The organism is Luethyella okanaganae, from assembly GCF_042660285.1.
GTDB lineage: Bacteria > Actinomycetota > Actinomycetes > Actinomycetales > Microbacteriaceae > Luethyella > Luethyella okanaganae.
In genome coordinates, this window is record NZ_JBHSTP010000002.1 from 278,827 (window position 1) to 293,148 (window position 14,322).

Consider the following 14,322-nt stretch of genomic DNA (forward strand, 5'->3'; position numbering starts at 1 on the left):
ACCGTGCTCTGCTCGCGCGCCGAAGAAAGCCGGGGAGGCAGCTGCTAGTCGAGCAGGAGCGCCGGCTCCTCGATGATGCTCGCCACGTCTGCAAGAAAGCGGCTTGCCACATCGCCGTCGACCACCCGATGGTCGAAGCTCGCACCGATCGTCGTGACATAGCGCGCGCGTACCTCACCGTCGACGATCCACGGCTTCTGCTTGATCGTGCCGAGCGCGACGATCGCGACCTCGCCCTGATTGAGGATCGGGGTGCCGGTGTCCATGCCGAAAACGCCGATGTTCGTGATCGTGATGGTGCCACCGGACATCTCGGCCGGCGAGGTCTTGCCGTCGCGAGCCGTGATGGTGAGCCTTTCGAGTGCGACCGCGAGCTCGAGCAGGCTCATCTCCTGCGCCTCTTTGACGTTCGGCACGATGAGGCCTCTCGGAGTCGCGGCAGCGATGCCGAGGTTCACATAGTGCTTGACGATGATCTCTTCATCGGTCCAGGCCGCATTGACGCTCGGGTTTCGGCGCACGGCCCAGATCATCGCCTTCGCCATGATCAGCAGCGGCGAGACCTTGACACCGGCGAAGTCCGTCGACGTCTTGAGCCGTTTGACGAACTCCATCGTGCGGGTGGCGTCGACATCGACGAAGAGGCTCACATGCGGGGCGGTGAACGCGCTGCCGACCATCGCCAGGGCGATCGCCTTGCGCACGCCCTTGACCGGGATGCGGTCCTCGCGAATCTCGGGCCATGCAGGGGTCTCGATGTTGCGGAAGACCGTCACCTGTGAGGCCTCGCGCACGACGTCGTCTCGGGTGACATCGCCGATCGGCCCGGTCGGGGTCACCTGCGCGAGGTCGACACCGAGATCCTTCGCGAGCTTGCGGATCGGCGGCTTAGCGATCACGGGGCCTGCGGACGCCGCCGGGGCATGCGCCGGGCGCGGCAGCGGCTGAATGCCGTCAGCCAGCCGAACCGGCGGCGGAGCTGCCGGGGCGAGCGTCTCGTGCGCGGCGGCCTGGCTGCGAGTGCGGCGGCGGCGGGTGCCTCCGGATGCGGAGCTGCCGTGACCGACGAGCACGGCATCGGGCTTGTCGTCGCCCTCCGCGGAGACGGTGCCCGCGTCATCCGTCGCTGCGACGGTGGCCTCGGAGCCGTTCGGAGGGGTCGGCGATTCCAGAGCAGCAGCCGACGTCACGGGAGACGTGATCGCGAACACCGAGATGATGGGCGTCCCGACGTCGACCGTGACGCCCTCCTCGACGAGGATGGCTCCAACGACGCCCGCGTACGGCGAGGGGAGTTCGACGAGGGACTTAGCCGTCTCGATCTCGACGAGCACGTCGTTGATCGCGACGGTGTCGCCCGGCGCGACCTTCCACTGCACGATCTCGGCCTCGGTCAGGCCCTCGCCGACATCGGGGAGGTTGAACCGCTGTTCGCTCATGATGCGCTCCTGGTGACGATGACGGTCGGCTAGTAGGCGAGAACCCGGTCCACGGCTTCGAGCACGCGGTCGGGACTGGGAAGGAAGTGCGTCTCCACGGCGGCCGGCGGGAACGGCGTATCGAAGCCGGACACGCGCAGCACGGGCGCCTCGAGCAGGTAGAACGCACGCTCCATGACGGTCGCGGCGATCTCCGATCCGACGCTCACGAAGCCGGAGGCCTCCTGAGCGACGACGAGGCGATTCGTTCTGGCCACGGACTCGAGGAGAGGAGCATAGTCGATCGGCGAGATCGACCGCAGGTCGACGACCTCGACGCTCGCTCCCTCTTCGGCGGCCAGTTCGGCGGCCTCGAGCAGAACGCTCACCATGGCACCGTGCCCAACGATGGTGACATCCGTTCCACTCCGGACCACCCGGCTGGCGTGCAACGGCGTCTCGCTCGTGCCGAAGTCGACCTCGCCTTTGGGCCAGTAGCGGCTCTTCGGCTCGAAGAACAGCACGGGGTCGTCAGAGCGGATGGCCTGCTGGATCATCCAGTAAGCGTCGTTGGGGGTGGACGGGCTCACGACGCGCAGACCAGGGGTGTGCGCGAAGTACGCCTCGGGGCTCTCCTGATGGTGTTCGATCGAGCCGATATGCCCGCCGTAGGGCACCCTGATGACCACGGGCATGATCAGACCACCCTCGTGCCGGGTGCGCATGCGCGCCAGCTGAGTGGTGATCTGGTCGAAGCCGGGAAAGATGAAGCCGTCGAACTGGATCTCGCACACCGGCCTGTAGCCGCGCATGGCCAGACCGACGGCGGTGCCGACGATGCCGGACTCGGCAAGCGGCGTGTCGAGCACCCGCTTGTCGCCGAACTCGGCGTGCAACCCCTCTGTCACGCGAAAGACACCGCCGAGCGGGCCGATGTCCTCCCCCATGAGCAGCACCTTGGGATCGTCGAGCATCGCCTGCCGCAGACCCGCCGTGACCGCCTTGCCGAGCGGAAGCGTCGTCGTCTTGGTACCGGTCACCGATCCCGTGCTCATACCTCTCCATCCTCGAACGACGCTTCGAACCGTTCCAGCCAGACCTTCTGCTCGTCGACGAGCGGATGCGGCTCGGCATAGACGTTGTCGAAGATGATCTCCGCGCTCGGAGCCGTGATGGCGAGGGCTCGACGGCGGGCGTCCGAGGCGTAGTCGGCGGCCTCCTGGTCGACCTCGTCGAAGAAGGACTGCTCGACGCCCCTCTTCCGCAGATACGCGTGCAGCCGGGCGATGGGATCGCGGGTGACCCATTCCTCGAGTTCGGCTGCACGGCGATACTTGGTGGGGTCGTCGGCCGTCGTGTGAGCGCCGACACGATAGGTGAGCGCCTCGATGAGGGCGGGACCATGGCCCGCACGCGCATCGTCGAGATGCTTCGCGGTCACCGCGTAGCTCGCGAACACGTCGTTGCCGTCGATCTGCGTGCCAGGCATGCCGAAGCCGCGGCCGCGGAGCGCGAGGGGGGTGCGCGACTGGCGTTCGACCGGAACCGAGATCGCCCATTGATTGTTCTGCAGGAAGAACACCTGCGGGGTCTGATAACTCGATGCGAAGACGAGGGCCTCGTTGACATCGCCCTGAGAGGACGCCCCGTCGCCGTAGTAGACGATGACCGCCTGGTCGGTGTCGGGATCGCCCGTCGCGGTCACGCCGTCGAACTGCAGTCCCATCGCATAGCCCGTCGCGTGCAGAGTCTGCGAGGCGAGTACAAGGGTGTAGAGGTGGAAGTTGCCGTTCTCCTCTGGCTTCCATCCGCCGAGCGTCACACCCTTGAACATGCGCAGGATATCGACGAGGTCGAGCCCTCGGATCATGCCGACGACGTGCTCACGATAGCTGGGGAAGATGTGATCCTGCGGGCGGGTGGCGTAGGCCGAGCCCACCTGGGCGGCCTCCTGGCCATGGCTCGGTACCCAGAGCGCGAGCTGGCCCTGACGCTGCAGGTTCGCGGCATCGGTGTCGAAGCGGCGCATGACGGCCATGTCGCGATAGAAGCGACGGATGTCGGCTTCATCCAGCCGCTCGAAATAGGGCAGGAACTCGGCGGCGGCGGCGTTCGGCGTGAACTCGCCGTCAGGAGTGAGGAGCTGGACCGTCGGCACGCTGAAGTCATTCGCTGGGGCAGCCACCGCTCTACGCTACCCGTCGGGCTGGATGCCCCGTTGGTAGAGATTCCATAATCTTGCCTGTGATCTCGAGGAGTCTCTCCACAGATTCCGGCTCCCCGATCGAGACCCGGATGCCCTCCGGGTGGAAGGGGCGGGTGACGAGGCCTGCAGCCGCAAGCTGTTCGGCAGCCTGAGAGGTCTGCTCGGCGGTCGGTAGCCAGAGAAAATTGCCGTGCGGCCGGGGCACGGCCCAGCCCTGCTCGCCGAGCGCCGAGTAGAGCGCGTCGCGACGGGCGGCGATCACGCGCACCCGATCGAGCAGTTCGTCTTCGACGTGGAGCGATGCGAGCGCCGCGGCCGCGGCCGAACCGGTCACCGAGAGCGGGATCGCGGTCGAACGCGCCGCCTCGAGAACCTCGACGGGGCCGATGGCATAGCCGACACGCAGTCCGGCGAGTCCGTAGGCCTTCGAGAAGGTGCGCAGCACGACGAGGTTGGGATAGCGGTCGAGCACGGGGATGCCGTGCACGGCCGGGCTGCCATCCGCCCCGACCACGTCTCCGACGAACTCGGCATAGGCCTCGTCGAGCACGACGAGCACCTCGCACGGAATCGCGGCCATGAACGCGTGGAACTCGTTCTCGGTGACGATCGTGCCGGTGGGGTTGTTGGGAGAGCAGACGATGACGAGACTGGTGCTGTCACCGACGGCTGCCGCCATCGCCGGCAGGTCGTGGCCGTGGTCGGCGCGGTTCGGAACCTGGACGCTCGTCGCTCCCGCCACCGTGACGAGCCCAGGGTAGGCCTCGAAGGAACGCCAGGAGTATACGACCTCGGTACCGGGCGCAGAGGTCGCGAGCACGAACTGCGCGAGCAAGGCGACGGAACCGGCGCCGACGTGCACGGCGCCGACGCCGACGCCGTGCTTCGCGGCCAGTCGCTCGCGCAAGTCGAGGGCGGTGGCATCCGGATAGCGGTTGAAGTCCACGGCGTCGGCAACGGCCTCGACAACGCTCGGGAGCGGGTCGAAGGGGTTCTCGTTGCTCGACAGTTTGAACGCGTCCGCCGCGGCGGGCCTGCCCTGCTTATAGGCCGGTAGCGCCACGATCTCGGGGCGCAGCCTGACGACAGGCCCACTCGGGAATGCGACTGCCGGCTCAGGTGTCGTATCGGTCACCCTGTCGAGTCTATTCCTCAGGTATGCCAGGGGCGGCATGAACAGAGCGAGCCGCCGGTCTATCGTGTCGCCCGTGACGTCAGCGTTCATCGGTGGAATAGTGGAGTCATGGGCGGATTCCTCCTCAAGCTGATCGTCAACGCCGTCGCGTTGTGGCTCACCACCTTCATCGTGGCCGGCGTGAATGTGCGACCGTATGCGGACGACACTCTCGCGACGGTGCTCACCTATCTACTCATCGCGTTCATCTTCGGCCTCGTGAACGGCGTGGTCGGCAGCGTCGTGCGGGTCGTCGCATTCCCGCTCTACGTGCTCACGCTCGGCCTCCTCGCCCTCATTGTGAACGGTTTGCTGCTCCTGCTCGTGGCGTGGATCAGCGGACTCTTCGGATTCGGCCTCTCCATCGACGGCTTCTGGTGGGGCGTGCTCGGCGCGCTCGTGCTGGGTGTCATCAGCTGGCTGCTCGGCCTGATCCTGCGCCCCGTCACGAGGGAGGACAGACGATAGCCTCGCCGTCGCTCAACGACGCACCCCCAACCACCAGGTCACGACTCCCTGTTCGTCGCCGACGCAGGATGCCATGACTGCCCGGAATCTGGTGAGCATCGGGTCATCCGACTCGTCGGCGAGAGCGGCGGTCTCGGCATAGGCGGAGATCGCGTGTGACGGCACGAGTCCTTCGCCCGACACCGCGCGCCCGGCGAAGTACTCGCGGCGCACGATGACCCGTTCGCTGCCGGCCTCCGCTGCAGCACCCGTCGCCGAGCCCGCACCCGCTATGCCGCCGAGCGACGGCACAGGGTCGTCGGTGTGCGCGAGCTGCAGAGCAGTAAGGCCCCGTGGCAGCTCGATCTGTTCCACCGGGGCGCCGATGGTGAGCACCGCCTCACTGCGATACGCGCCATCCGCGGCGAGTCGCGCGGCCAGGATGCCCCCCTGCGAGTGTCCGATCGGCACCACGGAGTCGCCCGGCGCGACCCCGGCTGCGGCCATCGCGGCGACCACCCCCCGGTAGGAACCCGCCCCGCTCGTGCTCGCCTCAGCCGACGCACCGGGCACCTCGTTCTCCGGCGGGCGTGCAGGACCGGCCATGGCCTCGACGTTGGACCTCAGATCCCACGGATTCCCGACGCCGGCAACTCCCCAATCGACCGTCCCTCCGATGTAGACGAGCCAGCGGGGATCCTCCACCGGGCCGTAGCGCTCGATCCGCACCTGCGGAAGATCGTCGCGCGGCGGCGGGATCCGCTCGACGAGATCGCGGATCCCCGCCGGCGGCGCAATGGCGATGCCTTCGGTTCCTAGGGTCGACGCCACGCGTCCGTCGGCATCCGTGCTTACTCCCTCAAGCCCGGGCGTCCTCCCGGGCGTTCCCGCCGCAGCACCGGGCCGGTGGGGATCCCCACTCGCGGTCACGCGCCGCATCGTCACCGGGGTCTCCCGCAACAGGCCGAGCGGACGCGAGATCACGAGAAGTCCGGCCGCCGAGGTATCCAGGGAGACGATGCCGAGACCGTCGTCTCCGAGGGCGGCCGTGATCGGCCACGGTACACCCGCGACTCCGGCGACCAGATCGTCGACGGAGGACACGAAGCCCCTGATGAGCGCGGAGGTGACCGGATTGCAGAAGAGCGCGCGATTCCGTTGGACCCAGTCGTCGAGAGTGCGCCCGGTCCCGGCGACCGAGAAGGCGCGGGGTCCTCGCGCGATGGCGAGCGCCAGCAATGCCGGGATCCCGATGCTCCCGGTGAGCCCTACTGCGGCACCGACGATGGCCGGCAGCATCCGCGCGCCGAGGAAACCGACGATCCAGGCCGTGAACGATCCCGAGGTCCCGAGCAGACGTTCGAGAAACCGCTCCGTCGCCCCATACTGCTCCCCGGCCTGTTCGAGCGCCGCGGCCAGCACTCGTGCCTCACTCGCGATCTCGTCGACCGCGAACCCTAGACCGACGAGCGCGGCGGATGGCTCACCTTCCCGCCAGAGCGGGGCGGGAAGGTCGTCGGGGGTGCTCGTGCGCCGGAGTTCCGTGCGCCACCGCTCGGCCTCGTCACCCAGGTGCCGGAGCATCGCCGACCGGGAGGACAGATCTTCGGTCGCGACCGCGGTCGACCCCCCACCCGAGATGACGAGAACGCCGCGCGACCCAGCCGAAGCAGACCGTTCGTCATCGTCGAACACCTTCAGCTCGTCGTGAGCCGTGCTATCGAGCCGTCGAACGCGACGATCGCGTCGTCGATCGTACGGGCCGTGCGCGCGACCTTCCGACGCAACTCCTCGAGCTTGCCGGCGAAGGCACGCTGCGCATCCGACCGCCACTCACCGAACTCGAGCGACGCCGACAGCGACGACTGCGCCGCCTCGACGTCGTGGAGCAAATCCGCGAGGATACCTCGCTGCGCTCTTAGTTCCGTGCCGCGCGTGGCGCCGGAACCCGGATCCCACCGGTCCGTGTCGTCGTTCATGTCACGCCCTCCCTTCGATGCGTCCTTCCGGAGGAAGTCTCGTACTCTCGCCACGAGCCAGGTGGCCGCATCCGGAATCGGTGCGAAATCCGTGCGAGATTGCAGGTGTGCAGGAGAGCAAAGTCCAGCAGAATGGGACGCATGGGTTTTGGCGCGCTCAGCTCCGACGATGCGACGCCCTTCCGAATCTCGTTCGTGTGCACGGGCAACATCTGCCGCTCGCCCATGGCCGAGGTGGTGCTACGCGAGCAGGTCGCGCACGCCGGGTTGGGGCGTTTCATCAGCACGAGCTCGGCGGGGACAGGCGACTGGCACGTCGGCGAGCAGGCCGACGCGCGCACCATCGAGGCACTCGCCCGCCGCGGTTACGACGGCAGCAATCATCGGGCGCGGCAGTTCGATCCGCTCTCCTTCGATGAACTCGACCTCGTTGTCGTCTTCGACCGCAGCCAGGAACGTATTCTCAAGGCGTGGGCGCACCGCAACCGCGACCGCGACAAGGTGCGCTTGATCCTGAGTTTCGACCCGGAACAGGCTCACCTGCGGGAAGTGCCCGACCCTTACTACTCGGACGATGCGATGTTCGACACGGTTCTTGGGATGATTGAGAGGTCTTCGCAGGCACTGTTCCGGCAAATCGCCCCCGCAATCCGACAAGGAGTCCGATGAGTCCCCTGCCCCCTCAGGTTCTCAGCCCGCTCGACGGCCGCTACCGCAGCGCCGTCACCGAGCTGGGGGAGTTCCTCTCCGAGGCCGGGCTCAACCGTGCCCGCGTTCAGGTCGAGGTCGAGTGGCTCATCTATCTGACCGACCACTCCATGTTCGGCTCGTCGCCGCTGACGGATGCGCAGAAGGCGTCGCTCCGCAGCCTCGTCACAGGGTTCGGGCAGGGCGAGATCGACGAGCTCGCCGAGCTCGAGGCGGTCACCCGCCACGACGTGAAGGCCGTCGAGTACCTCGTACGCCGGCGACTGACATCCATCGGCCTCGACTCGATCGCCGAGCTCACGCACTTCGCCTGCACGAGCGAGGACATCAACAACCTCTCCTACGCGCTCACCGTGAGCGACGCCGTCGGCACGGTGTGGCTGCCGAAGCTGCGTGCCGTCGTCGGTGCCCTGCGCGTTCTGGCCCAGGAGCACCGGGATGCCGCGATGCTCAGTCGCACCCATGGCCAGCCGGCCACCCCCTCGACGATGGGCAAGGAGCTCGCGGTCTTCGTGCACCGTCTCACCCGCATCGCGGATCAGATCGAGGCGACCGAGTTTCTCGGCAAGTTCTCGGGCGCGACCGGCACCTTCGCCGCCCACCTCGTCGCCGACCCCGACGCAGACTGGCCGAAGATCTCACGCGAGTTCGTCGAGAGCCTCGGCCTGGACTGGAACCCGCTGACGACGCAGATCGAATCGCATGACTGGCAGGCGGAGCTGTACGGACGGGTGTCACACGCCAACCGGGTGCTGCACAACCTGGCCACCGACATATGGACCTACATCTCGCTCGGCTACTTCCGGCAGATCCCGCAGGCGGGTGCGACCGGCTCGTCGACGATGCCGCACAAGATCAATCCGATCCGCTTCGAGAACGCCGAGGCCAATCTCGAACTGTCGAGCGCCGTGCTCGATTCGCTCGCCGCGACCCTCGTGACCTCGCGCCTGCAACGTGATCTCACCGATTCGAGCGCACAGCGCAACATCGGCGTCGGCTTCGGGCACTCGCTGCTCGCGCTCGACAACATCCAGCGCGGTCTGCGGGAGATCGACCTCGACCGCTCGGCACTGCTCGCCGACCTCGACGCGAACTGGGAGATCCTCGGCGAGGCGATCCAGACGGTCATCCGCGCGGAGGTCGCCGCCGGACGCTCGCAGATCTCCGACCCATACGCACTGCTCAAGGACCTCACACGCGGCAAGCGCATCGGACAAGCGGAGCTCGCGGAGTTCGTGGAGACCCTCGACATCGGCGACGCGTCCAGGCAGCGTCTGCTCGCGCTCACTCCGGCCGGTTACATCGGGCTCGCGAACGAGCTCGTCGACGAACTCGGCTGACCCCGCTCCCGGCTCCGGCCACCCCGTGTGGTCGTACCCACACGGGTCGTACCCACACGGGTCGTACCCACACGATCCGCGCCAGTTCGCGCGTTCTGCGCCACCCAGAACGGCGCGGAACACGGGAACTGGCGCGCACAGGCGCTGATGAGAGTCGATCCTGATCTGGGAAGGCCAAACACACCGGGCACCAAGCCACACCGGGCACCAAGCCACACCGGGCACCAAGCCGGCTGGCACCAAACCGGCAGGTCAGTGACCGGAGTCGCGGTCCTGCTCGTCGAGGTCGGCGGTCTCCTCGGCATCCGGCTTCCATGTCATCGCGAACATCGCGAGCACGACGAGCACGACGATGAAGGCGACACCGAGCGCGATCACCGAGAGCAAAAGCTCCCGGGTCGCGAGCAGCACCACGAGCCCAACGAAGACCCCGGCTATACCGGCGCCGACCAGCATCTCGACGGGCCGCAGGATGTCACGGCGGCTGGGCTGGTTGGCTGGGGGCATCGGCTGGGTCACGAGGGGTCCGAATCGCTGAGAGCGGCGCTGGCCGTAGCCGCACGCGCCTTGCCTGCCACATTCCACTTGAGCGAGAACGCGGCGATGCCGAGGAAGACGGCGAGGATCACGAGGTAGGCGCCGAGCAGTCCAACAGCGACCACCGCATTCGGCGGCAGCAGCAGGAACACGATCGCGAGAACCGCCGTGAGGCCTCCCGCCGTGAGCCAGTCGCGTGAAGACGTAGAGCGGCCGCGCACGCGCAGGCCAGCGTAGAGCTCGAGGAAACCGGTGAGCGCAGCCCACACGGTGACGAGGTAGAGGAAGAAGCCGAGACCGCCACCGAAGAGGCCGAGCGCCAGGATGCCCGCCGCCGTGGTGATCACGCCGTTTGCGGCGAAAAGGGAACGGCTCACTCTGTCGCCGAAGCGCCGCAGGCTGAGCGCGCCGACGACGAGACCGGTCGCGAGTGCCCAGCAGCCGAAGACGATCAGACCGGACTCCGGCGAGTGATCGGGCGAGAAGGTGATGACGACAGCCGGAACGACGGCGAGAATCGCTCGGACGAGCGGGACGATCCACTCCGGCGCGGTGTGCGCTGCGGCATCCCGGGGGTTGGCCACGCGGCGACCTCTTCTCACGATCAGGAACCTCCCCAGTCTACGTGCGCGGCATGGGGGCTTCGTTCACGACGCTCCCGCTCCGCGCCGACCGCGACTGGCCGCGTCCGACCGCGCCTGCGCCACCTTCCACATCATCCGCGCCACTTTCCGCGTTCCGCGCCATCCTGGGTGGCGCAACGCGCAAGCTGGTGCGATAGAGGCTACCAAGCGGCATCGATTACCACGAGCGGGATCGACCAGCCACAGGATCCGGGGCGACCGGTTACAGCGCTTTGACCGCGTTCAGCACCTTTCCGAGTGATTCCTTGGCGTCACCGAAGAGCAGCGTCGTCTTCGGATCGTAGAGCAGCTCGTTCTCGATGCCGGCGAACCCCGGCCGCATCGACCGCTTGAGGAAGACCACCTGTCGCGCATCCGACACCTCGAGGATCGGCATGCCGAAGATCGGCGATCCGGGGGAGGACTTGGCTGCCGGATTGACCACGTCGTTCGCACCGACGACGAGCGCGACATCCGTCGTCTTGAACTCGGGATTCACCTCCGCCATCTCCCTGAGCGATTCATAGGGCACGTTCGCCTCGGCGAGCAGCACGTTCATATGACCGGGCATGCGACCGGCGACCGGGTGGATGCCATACACGACCTCGACCCCGCGCGCCTCTAGTGCGGCGGCGAGCTCCACCATGGTGTGCTGCCCTTGCGCGACGGCCAGCCCATAGCCAGGCACCACCACGACCCGCTGCGCATAGCCGAGCAGCACGGCCACATCCTCGGCACTCGAGGATCGCACCGGACGCTCGCTGAGCACCGTCGAGCCGGCGGTCGAGCCGCCCCGGAACGCCCCGAACAGGATACCGGAGACGCTGCGCCCCATCGCGGACGCCATGGCACGGGTGAGGATCGTTCCGCTCGCCCCCACGAGCGTTCCGGCCACGACGAGCAGCACATTGCCGAGCACGATCCCGGATGCCGCGACCGCGAGCCCCGTGAACGCGTTGAGCAGAGAGATGACGATCGGCACATCGGCTCCGCCGACCGGCAACACCAGCAGCACCCCGGCGGCGAGACCGATGGCCAGCAGCACGACAGCGAGCACGACCGAACCGGTCGGTACGATTGCGGCACCACCGCCGACGGCGAGCAGCAACACGGCGGACATGACCCAGCGCATGCCGGCGAAGACCACCGGCCTGGTCGTGATGAGCTCCTGCAGCTTGGCGAAGGTGACACCGGAGCCCGCAAAGGAGATCGCGCCGATGAGCACCGTGAACACGATCGCGAGCCGCGCCCATGGGTCCGCGTTGTGGGAGAGCTCGAGCAGGGCGACGAGCGCGGCCGCGCCGCCACCGACCCCGTTGAAGAGGGCGACGAGCTGGGGCATCTGCGTCATCTTCACGCGACGTGCGACCGGGGCGGCGATCGCCGACCCCACGACGATCGCGGCGAGGATCGCCGGAACGTTCTCCAGTCGGGTGGAGAGGAAGACGGTCACGACGGCGAGGAGCGCGCCGGCCGCGCCGACGAGGTTGCCACGACGAGCGGTGCGCGGCGAGCTGAGACCCTTGAGCGCGAGGATGAAGCAGACCGCGGCGACCAAGTAGAGCAGGGCTGTCCAGGTGGGGGAAAGCACGGTCATTCTCCGGCACCCCTCTCCGATTCAGCGCCCCGGCCTCTGCCACCGCGCTTCGCCCCGCTCCCGCCCCGGAACATCTCGAGCATCCGGTCGGTCACGACGAAACCGCCGACGAGGTTCGCGGTCGCGAGCACGACGGCGAGGAGAGCGACGGACAGTACCCAACCGTTCTGCGCCTGGCCTGCCACGACGATCGCACCGACGAGGATGATGCCGTGGATGGCGTTCGCGCCGGACATGAGCGGCGTGTGCAAGGTGCTCGACACCTTCGACACGACCTCGAAGCCCACGACGACCGCGAGCACCACGACCGTGAGCATTGCGATGCCGTCCATCAGCGTTCCCCCTCCCGCGTCTGGGCGGAGACGGCCTCCGCGGTCGGCGGATGCCGCACCACACCGTCATGGGTCAGGCACGCGCCGGCCACGACCTCGTCGCCGAAGTCCGGTGCGACCACACCATCGGCCACCATCAGTTCAAGCAGATTGGCGACGTTCTTGGCGTAGAGGCGCGATGCGTCAGAGGGCATCGCGGACGCCGCGTCCTTCATGCCGAGCAGCGTCACCGTGCCGTCACCTGCTCTCGTTCGCACCGCGCGTTCCTCGCCGGCCACGACCCCTTCGACGTTGCCGCCGGACTCCGCGGCGAGATCGACGACGACAGAGCCCGGACGCATTCCGGCCACCATGTCTGCCGTCACGAGGAGTGGCGCCGGGCGCCCGGGGATCGCCGCCGTGGTGATGAGGACATCGGCCTCGGCCACATGGGGGGCGAGCAGCTCGCGCTGCCGGGTCGCCCGGTCATCGCTCAGCTCGCGCGCGTAGCCGCCGGCTCCCTCGACCGCGTCGAGGTTCAGAGCAATGAAACGCCCACCCATCGAAGCGACCTCATCGGCGGACGCGGGGCGCACGTCGTAGGCCGAGACCCGGGCGCCCAGGCGCTTCGCCGTGCCGATCGCCTGCAGACCGGCGACCCCGGCACCGAGCACGAGCACACGCGCGGGCGGAATCGTTCCCGCCGCCGTCATGAAGAGCGGGAAGAAACGCGGCAAACGCAACGCCGCCTCCAGCACGCAACGGTAGCCGGTCACGAGCGCCTGCGAAGTGAGCGCGTCCATCGACTGCGCGCGCGAGATGCGCGGCACGAGCTCGAGCGCGAAGGCGGTGACGTGCTCGGCAGCGAGGGCGGCGACAGTCTGCAGCTCCGTGGCCGGAGAGGCGAGGCCGACGGTGACCGTGCCGGGCCGCAGCTGCGCCACGAGCTCGGGCGTGAGCGGGCGCACGTGCAGGTAGACGTCGACGCCGAGCGGGTCGAGTTCCGGTGAGACGACGGCTCCGGCATCCGTGTAGGCGGAATCTGCGTGCCCGGATGCGACCCCGGCGCCGGTCTCGACCTCGACCTCGAGTCCCAACCCCACGAGTTGGCGCACCGTCTCGGGGGTAGCGGCGACCCGACGCTCGCCCTCGCGTCGTTCGCGCGGCACCCCTGCCCTCACCGTTGCTCCGTTCTGCGCGTCGCACCACAGACGCCCGAGCGGAACGGATGCCCCGTGCGCGAGCGATCCTGCCGCACCTGGTTATCGGTAGCGTACGCCAGAGCTGCGGCGTTTTCGCCGAGAAGGGGTCTTATCGTCGGCACGCCGATCGAGTGGTCGGCCGAGATCGGCTCGGCGGACGCAATGGTGCCGGCCGTGGCGAGCACCGCCAACCCCGCGCGCAATGCCGACGGGTCAGACTCCGGAACCGCCCCCAGCCACGTCTTCTGTGGGGTTCACGGCAGCGGCGGCCTCGCCCGAGTCACCCCTGAGGTCGGCCGCGACGCCTTTGGCTTTGTCGACGGCACCGCTCGCGAAGCCCTGCACATCGTCGACGACCTCGCCGGTGACGTGCTTGACATTCTCGACAGCGTCGCTCGCGACGTCCTGCGTCTTGTCGGTGACATCGGCCGCGGCATCCTTGGTCCTGTCCACCGCGTCGCCTGCGACATCCTGCGTCTTGTCGGCGGCATCACCGACGAAGTCCTTGACATTCTCGACGGTGTCTTCGGTGAAGTCCTTCGCCTTCTCGAATCCTTCGGAGATGTTCGCCTTCGCGTCGTCCAGAAATCCCATGTGCTTCCCCTTCTCGCCGGGAGCGATCCACCCCCCAAAACCAAACTACCCGGCGATGGGTCCCGCGCCTAGGCCCAGCCTCATCGGTCTCACGGTGGAGTCGGTCTTCACGGTCGAGATCGCAGCCTGGCCGGGACGATGGAGAGGTGCGCCACGCCGCTACGCGGAGGTCCTCTACGAGTCAAG

General features: G+C 67.9%; 15 protein-coding genes. 3 read left to right on the top strand and 12 right to left on the bottom strand.

The window, feature by feature from the left end; all coding sequences use genetic code 11:
* Positions 1 to 44: 44 nt before the first annotated feature.
* The 4 genes from ACFQB0_RS08985 to ACFQB0_RS09000 are packed head-to-tail and all read right to left on the bottom strand — an operon-like array spanning position 45 to position 4,759.
* Positions 45 to 1,439 (bottom strand): dihydrolipoamide acetyltransferase family protein, encoded by a 1,395-nt coding sequence (locus tag ACFQB0_RS08985; protein ID WP_386730382.1) that lies wholly within the window; start codon positions 1,437 to 1,439, stop codon positions 45 to 47.
* Positions 1,440 to 1,468: 29 nt separating this feature from the next.
* Positions 1,469 to 2,473: an alpha-ketoacid dehydrogenase subunit beta gene (locus ACFQB0_RS08990; protein ID WP_386730385.1), complete on the bottom strand. Its 1,005-nt coding sequence runs from the start codon at positions 2,471 to 2,473 to the stop codon at positions 1,469 to 1,471.
* Positions 2,470 to 3,603 carry a thiamine pyrophosphate-dependent dehydrogenase E1 component subunit alpha gene (locus ACFQB0_RS08995; protein WP_386730387.1) on the bottom strand — a complete coding sequence of 378 codons (1,134 nt, stop codon included), beginning with the start codon at positions 3,601 to 3,603 and terminating at the stop codon, positions 2,470 to 2,472. Before ACFQB0_RS08995 ends, ACFQB0_RS08990 begins: the two co-directional genes overlap by 4 nt.
* A 4-nt stretch (positions 3,604 to 3,607) precedes the next feature.
* Entirely contained in the window at positions 3,608 to 4,759 is a 1,152-nt protein-coding gene (locus ACFQB0_RS09000) for a histidinol-phosphate transaminase (RefSeq protein WP_386730390.1), read from the bottom strand.
* A gap of 108 nt (positions 4,760 to 4,867) precedes the next feature.
* Here ACFQB0_RS09000 and ACFQB0_RS09005 point away from each other — a divergent pair, with 108 nt between their 5' ends.
* Positions 4,868 to 5,266, top strand: coding sequence for a phage holin family protein (locus tag ACFQB0_RS09005; RefSeq protein ID WP_386730391.1), 399 nt, complete (start codon positions 4,868 to 4,870; stop codon positions 5,264 to 5,266).
* Between the two features lie 12 nt (positions 5,267 to 5,278).
* Here ACFQB0_RS09005 and ACFQB0_RS09010 read toward each other — a convergent pair whose 3' ends face one another.
* Positions 5,279 to 6,940: a hypothetical protein gene (locus ACFQB0_RS09010; RefSeq protein ID WP_386730394.1), complete on the bottom strand. Its 1,662-nt coding sequence runs from the start codon at positions 6,938 to 6,940 to the stop codon at positions 5,279 to 5,281.
* Between the two features lie 2 nt (positions 6,941 to 6,942).
* Positions 6,943 to 7,224, bottom strand: coding sequence for a hypothetical protein (locus ACFQB0_RS09015; RefSeq protein WP_386730397.1), 282 nt, complete (start codon positions 7,222 to 7,224; stop codon positions 6,943 to 6,945).
* 141 nt (positions 7,225 to 7,365) lie between these two features.
* Here ACFQB0_RS09015 and ACFQB0_RS09020 point away from each other — a divergent pair, with 141 nt between their 5' ends.
* Entirely contained in the window at positions 7,366 to 7,893 is a 528-nt protein-coding gene (locus ACFQB0_RS09020) for a low molecular weight protein-tyrosine-phosphatase (protein WP_386730399.1), read from the top strand.
* A complete protein-coding gene (gene purB / locus ACFQB0_RS09025) occupies positions 7,890 to 9,272 on the top strand; it encodes an adenylosuccinate lyase (RefSeq protein WP_386730401.1) in 1,383 nt (460 codons plus the stop codon). Before ACFQB0_RS09020 ends, purB begins: the two co-directional genes overlap by 4 nt.
* A gap of 252 nt (positions 9,273 to 9,524) precedes the next feature.
* On the opposite strand, the gene ACFQB0_RS09030 is transcribed toward purB, so the two are convergent.
* From ACFQB0_RS09030 to ACFQB0_RS09055, 6 genes are all read right to left on the bottom strand, one after another.
* Positions 9,525 to 9,791, bottom strand: coding sequence for a hypothetical protein (locus tag ACFQB0_RS09030; protein ID WP_386730404.1), 267 nt, complete (start codon positions 9,789 to 9,791; stop codon positions 9,525 to 9,527).
* Complete coding sequence (locus tag ACFQB0_RS09035; RefSeq protein ID WP_386730406.1) at positions 9,788 to 10,393, bottom strand: DUF308 domain-containing protein; 606 nt, start codon at positions 10,391 to 10,393, stop codon at positions 9,788 to 9,790. The genes ACFQB0_RS09030 and ACFQB0_RS09035 overlap by 4 nt, the downstream gene beginning before the upstream one ends.
* Positions 10,394 to 10,655: 262 nt before the next feature.
* A complete protein-coding gene (locus ACFQB0_RS09040) occupies positions 10,656 to 12,029 on the bottom strand; it encodes an NAD(P)(+) transhydrogenase (Re/Si-specific) subunit beta (protein WP_386730408.1) in 1,374 nt (457 codons plus the stop codon).
* Positions 12,026 to 12,361 carry an NAD(P) transhydrogenase subunit alpha gene (locus tag ACFQB0_RS09045; protein ID WP_386730411.1) on the bottom strand — a complete coding sequence of 112 codons (336 nt, stop codon included), beginning with the start codon at positions 12,359 to 12,361 and terminating at the stop codon, positions 12,026 to 12,028. Before ACFQB0_RS09045 ends, ACFQB0_RS09040 begins: the two co-directional genes overlap by 4 nt.
* Positions 12,361 to 13,521: a Re/Si-specific NAD(P)(+) transhydrogenase subunit alpha gene (locus ACFQB0_RS09050; RefSeq protein WP_386730414.1), complete on the bottom strand. Its 1,161-nt coding sequence runs from the start codon at positions 13,519 to 13,521 to the stop codon at positions 12,361 to 12,363. Before ACFQB0_RS09050 ends, ACFQB0_RS09045 begins: the two co-directional genes overlap by 1 nt.
* A 234-nt stretch (positions 13,522 to 13,755) precedes the next feature.
* The gene (locus tag ACFQB0_RS09055) at positions 13,756 to 14,136 is read right to left on the bottom strand and encodes a hypothetical protein (protein ID WP_386730417.1); all 381 of its coding nucleotides are present in this window, start codon (positions 14,134 to 14,136) and stop codon (positions 13,756 to 13,758) included.
* Positions 14,137 to 14,322: the final 186 nt, after the last annotated feature.

Excerpts from the sequence above, each read along its gene's own strand:
- ACFQB0_RS09040 (WP_386730408.1), bottom strand. The coding sequence starts at position 12,029 with ATGACCGTGCTTTCCCCCACCTGGACAGCCCTGCTCTACTTGGTCGCC.
- purB (WP_386730401.1), top strand. The coding sequence starts at position 7,890 with ATGAGTCCCCTGCCCCCTCAGGTTCTCAGCCCGCTCGACGGCCGCTAC.
- ACFQB0_RS09055 (WP_386730417.1), bottom strand. The coding sequence starts at position 14,136 with ATGGGATTTCTGGACGACGCGAAGGCGAACATCTCCGAAGGATTCGAG.
- ACFQB0_RS09005 (WP_386730391.1), top strand. The coding sequence starts at position 4,868 with ATGGGCGGATTCCTCCTCAAGCTGATCGTCAACGCCGTCGCGTTGTGG.
- ACFQB0_RS09015 (WP_386730397.1), bottom strand. The coding sequence starts at position 7,224 with ATGAACGACGACACGGACCGGTGGGATCCGGGTTCCGGCGCCACGCGC.
- ACFQB0_RS08985 (WP_386730382.1), bottom strand. The coding sequence starts at position 1,439 with ATGAGCGAACAGCGGTTCAACCTCCCCGATGTCGGCGAGGGCCTGACC.
- ACFQB0_RS08990 (WP_386730385.1), bottom strand. The coding sequence starts at position 2,473 with ATGAGCACGGGATCGGTGACCGGTACCAAGACGACGACGCTTCCGCTC.
- ACFQB0_RS09045 (WP_386730411.1), bottom strand. The coding sequence starts at position 12,361 with ATGGACGGCATCGCAATGCTCACGGTCGTGGTGCTCGCGGTCGTCGTG.
- ACFQB0_RS09020 (WP_386730399.1), top strand. The coding sequence starts at position 7,366 with ATGGGTTTTGGCGCGCTCAGCTCCGACGATGCGACGCCCTTCCGAATC.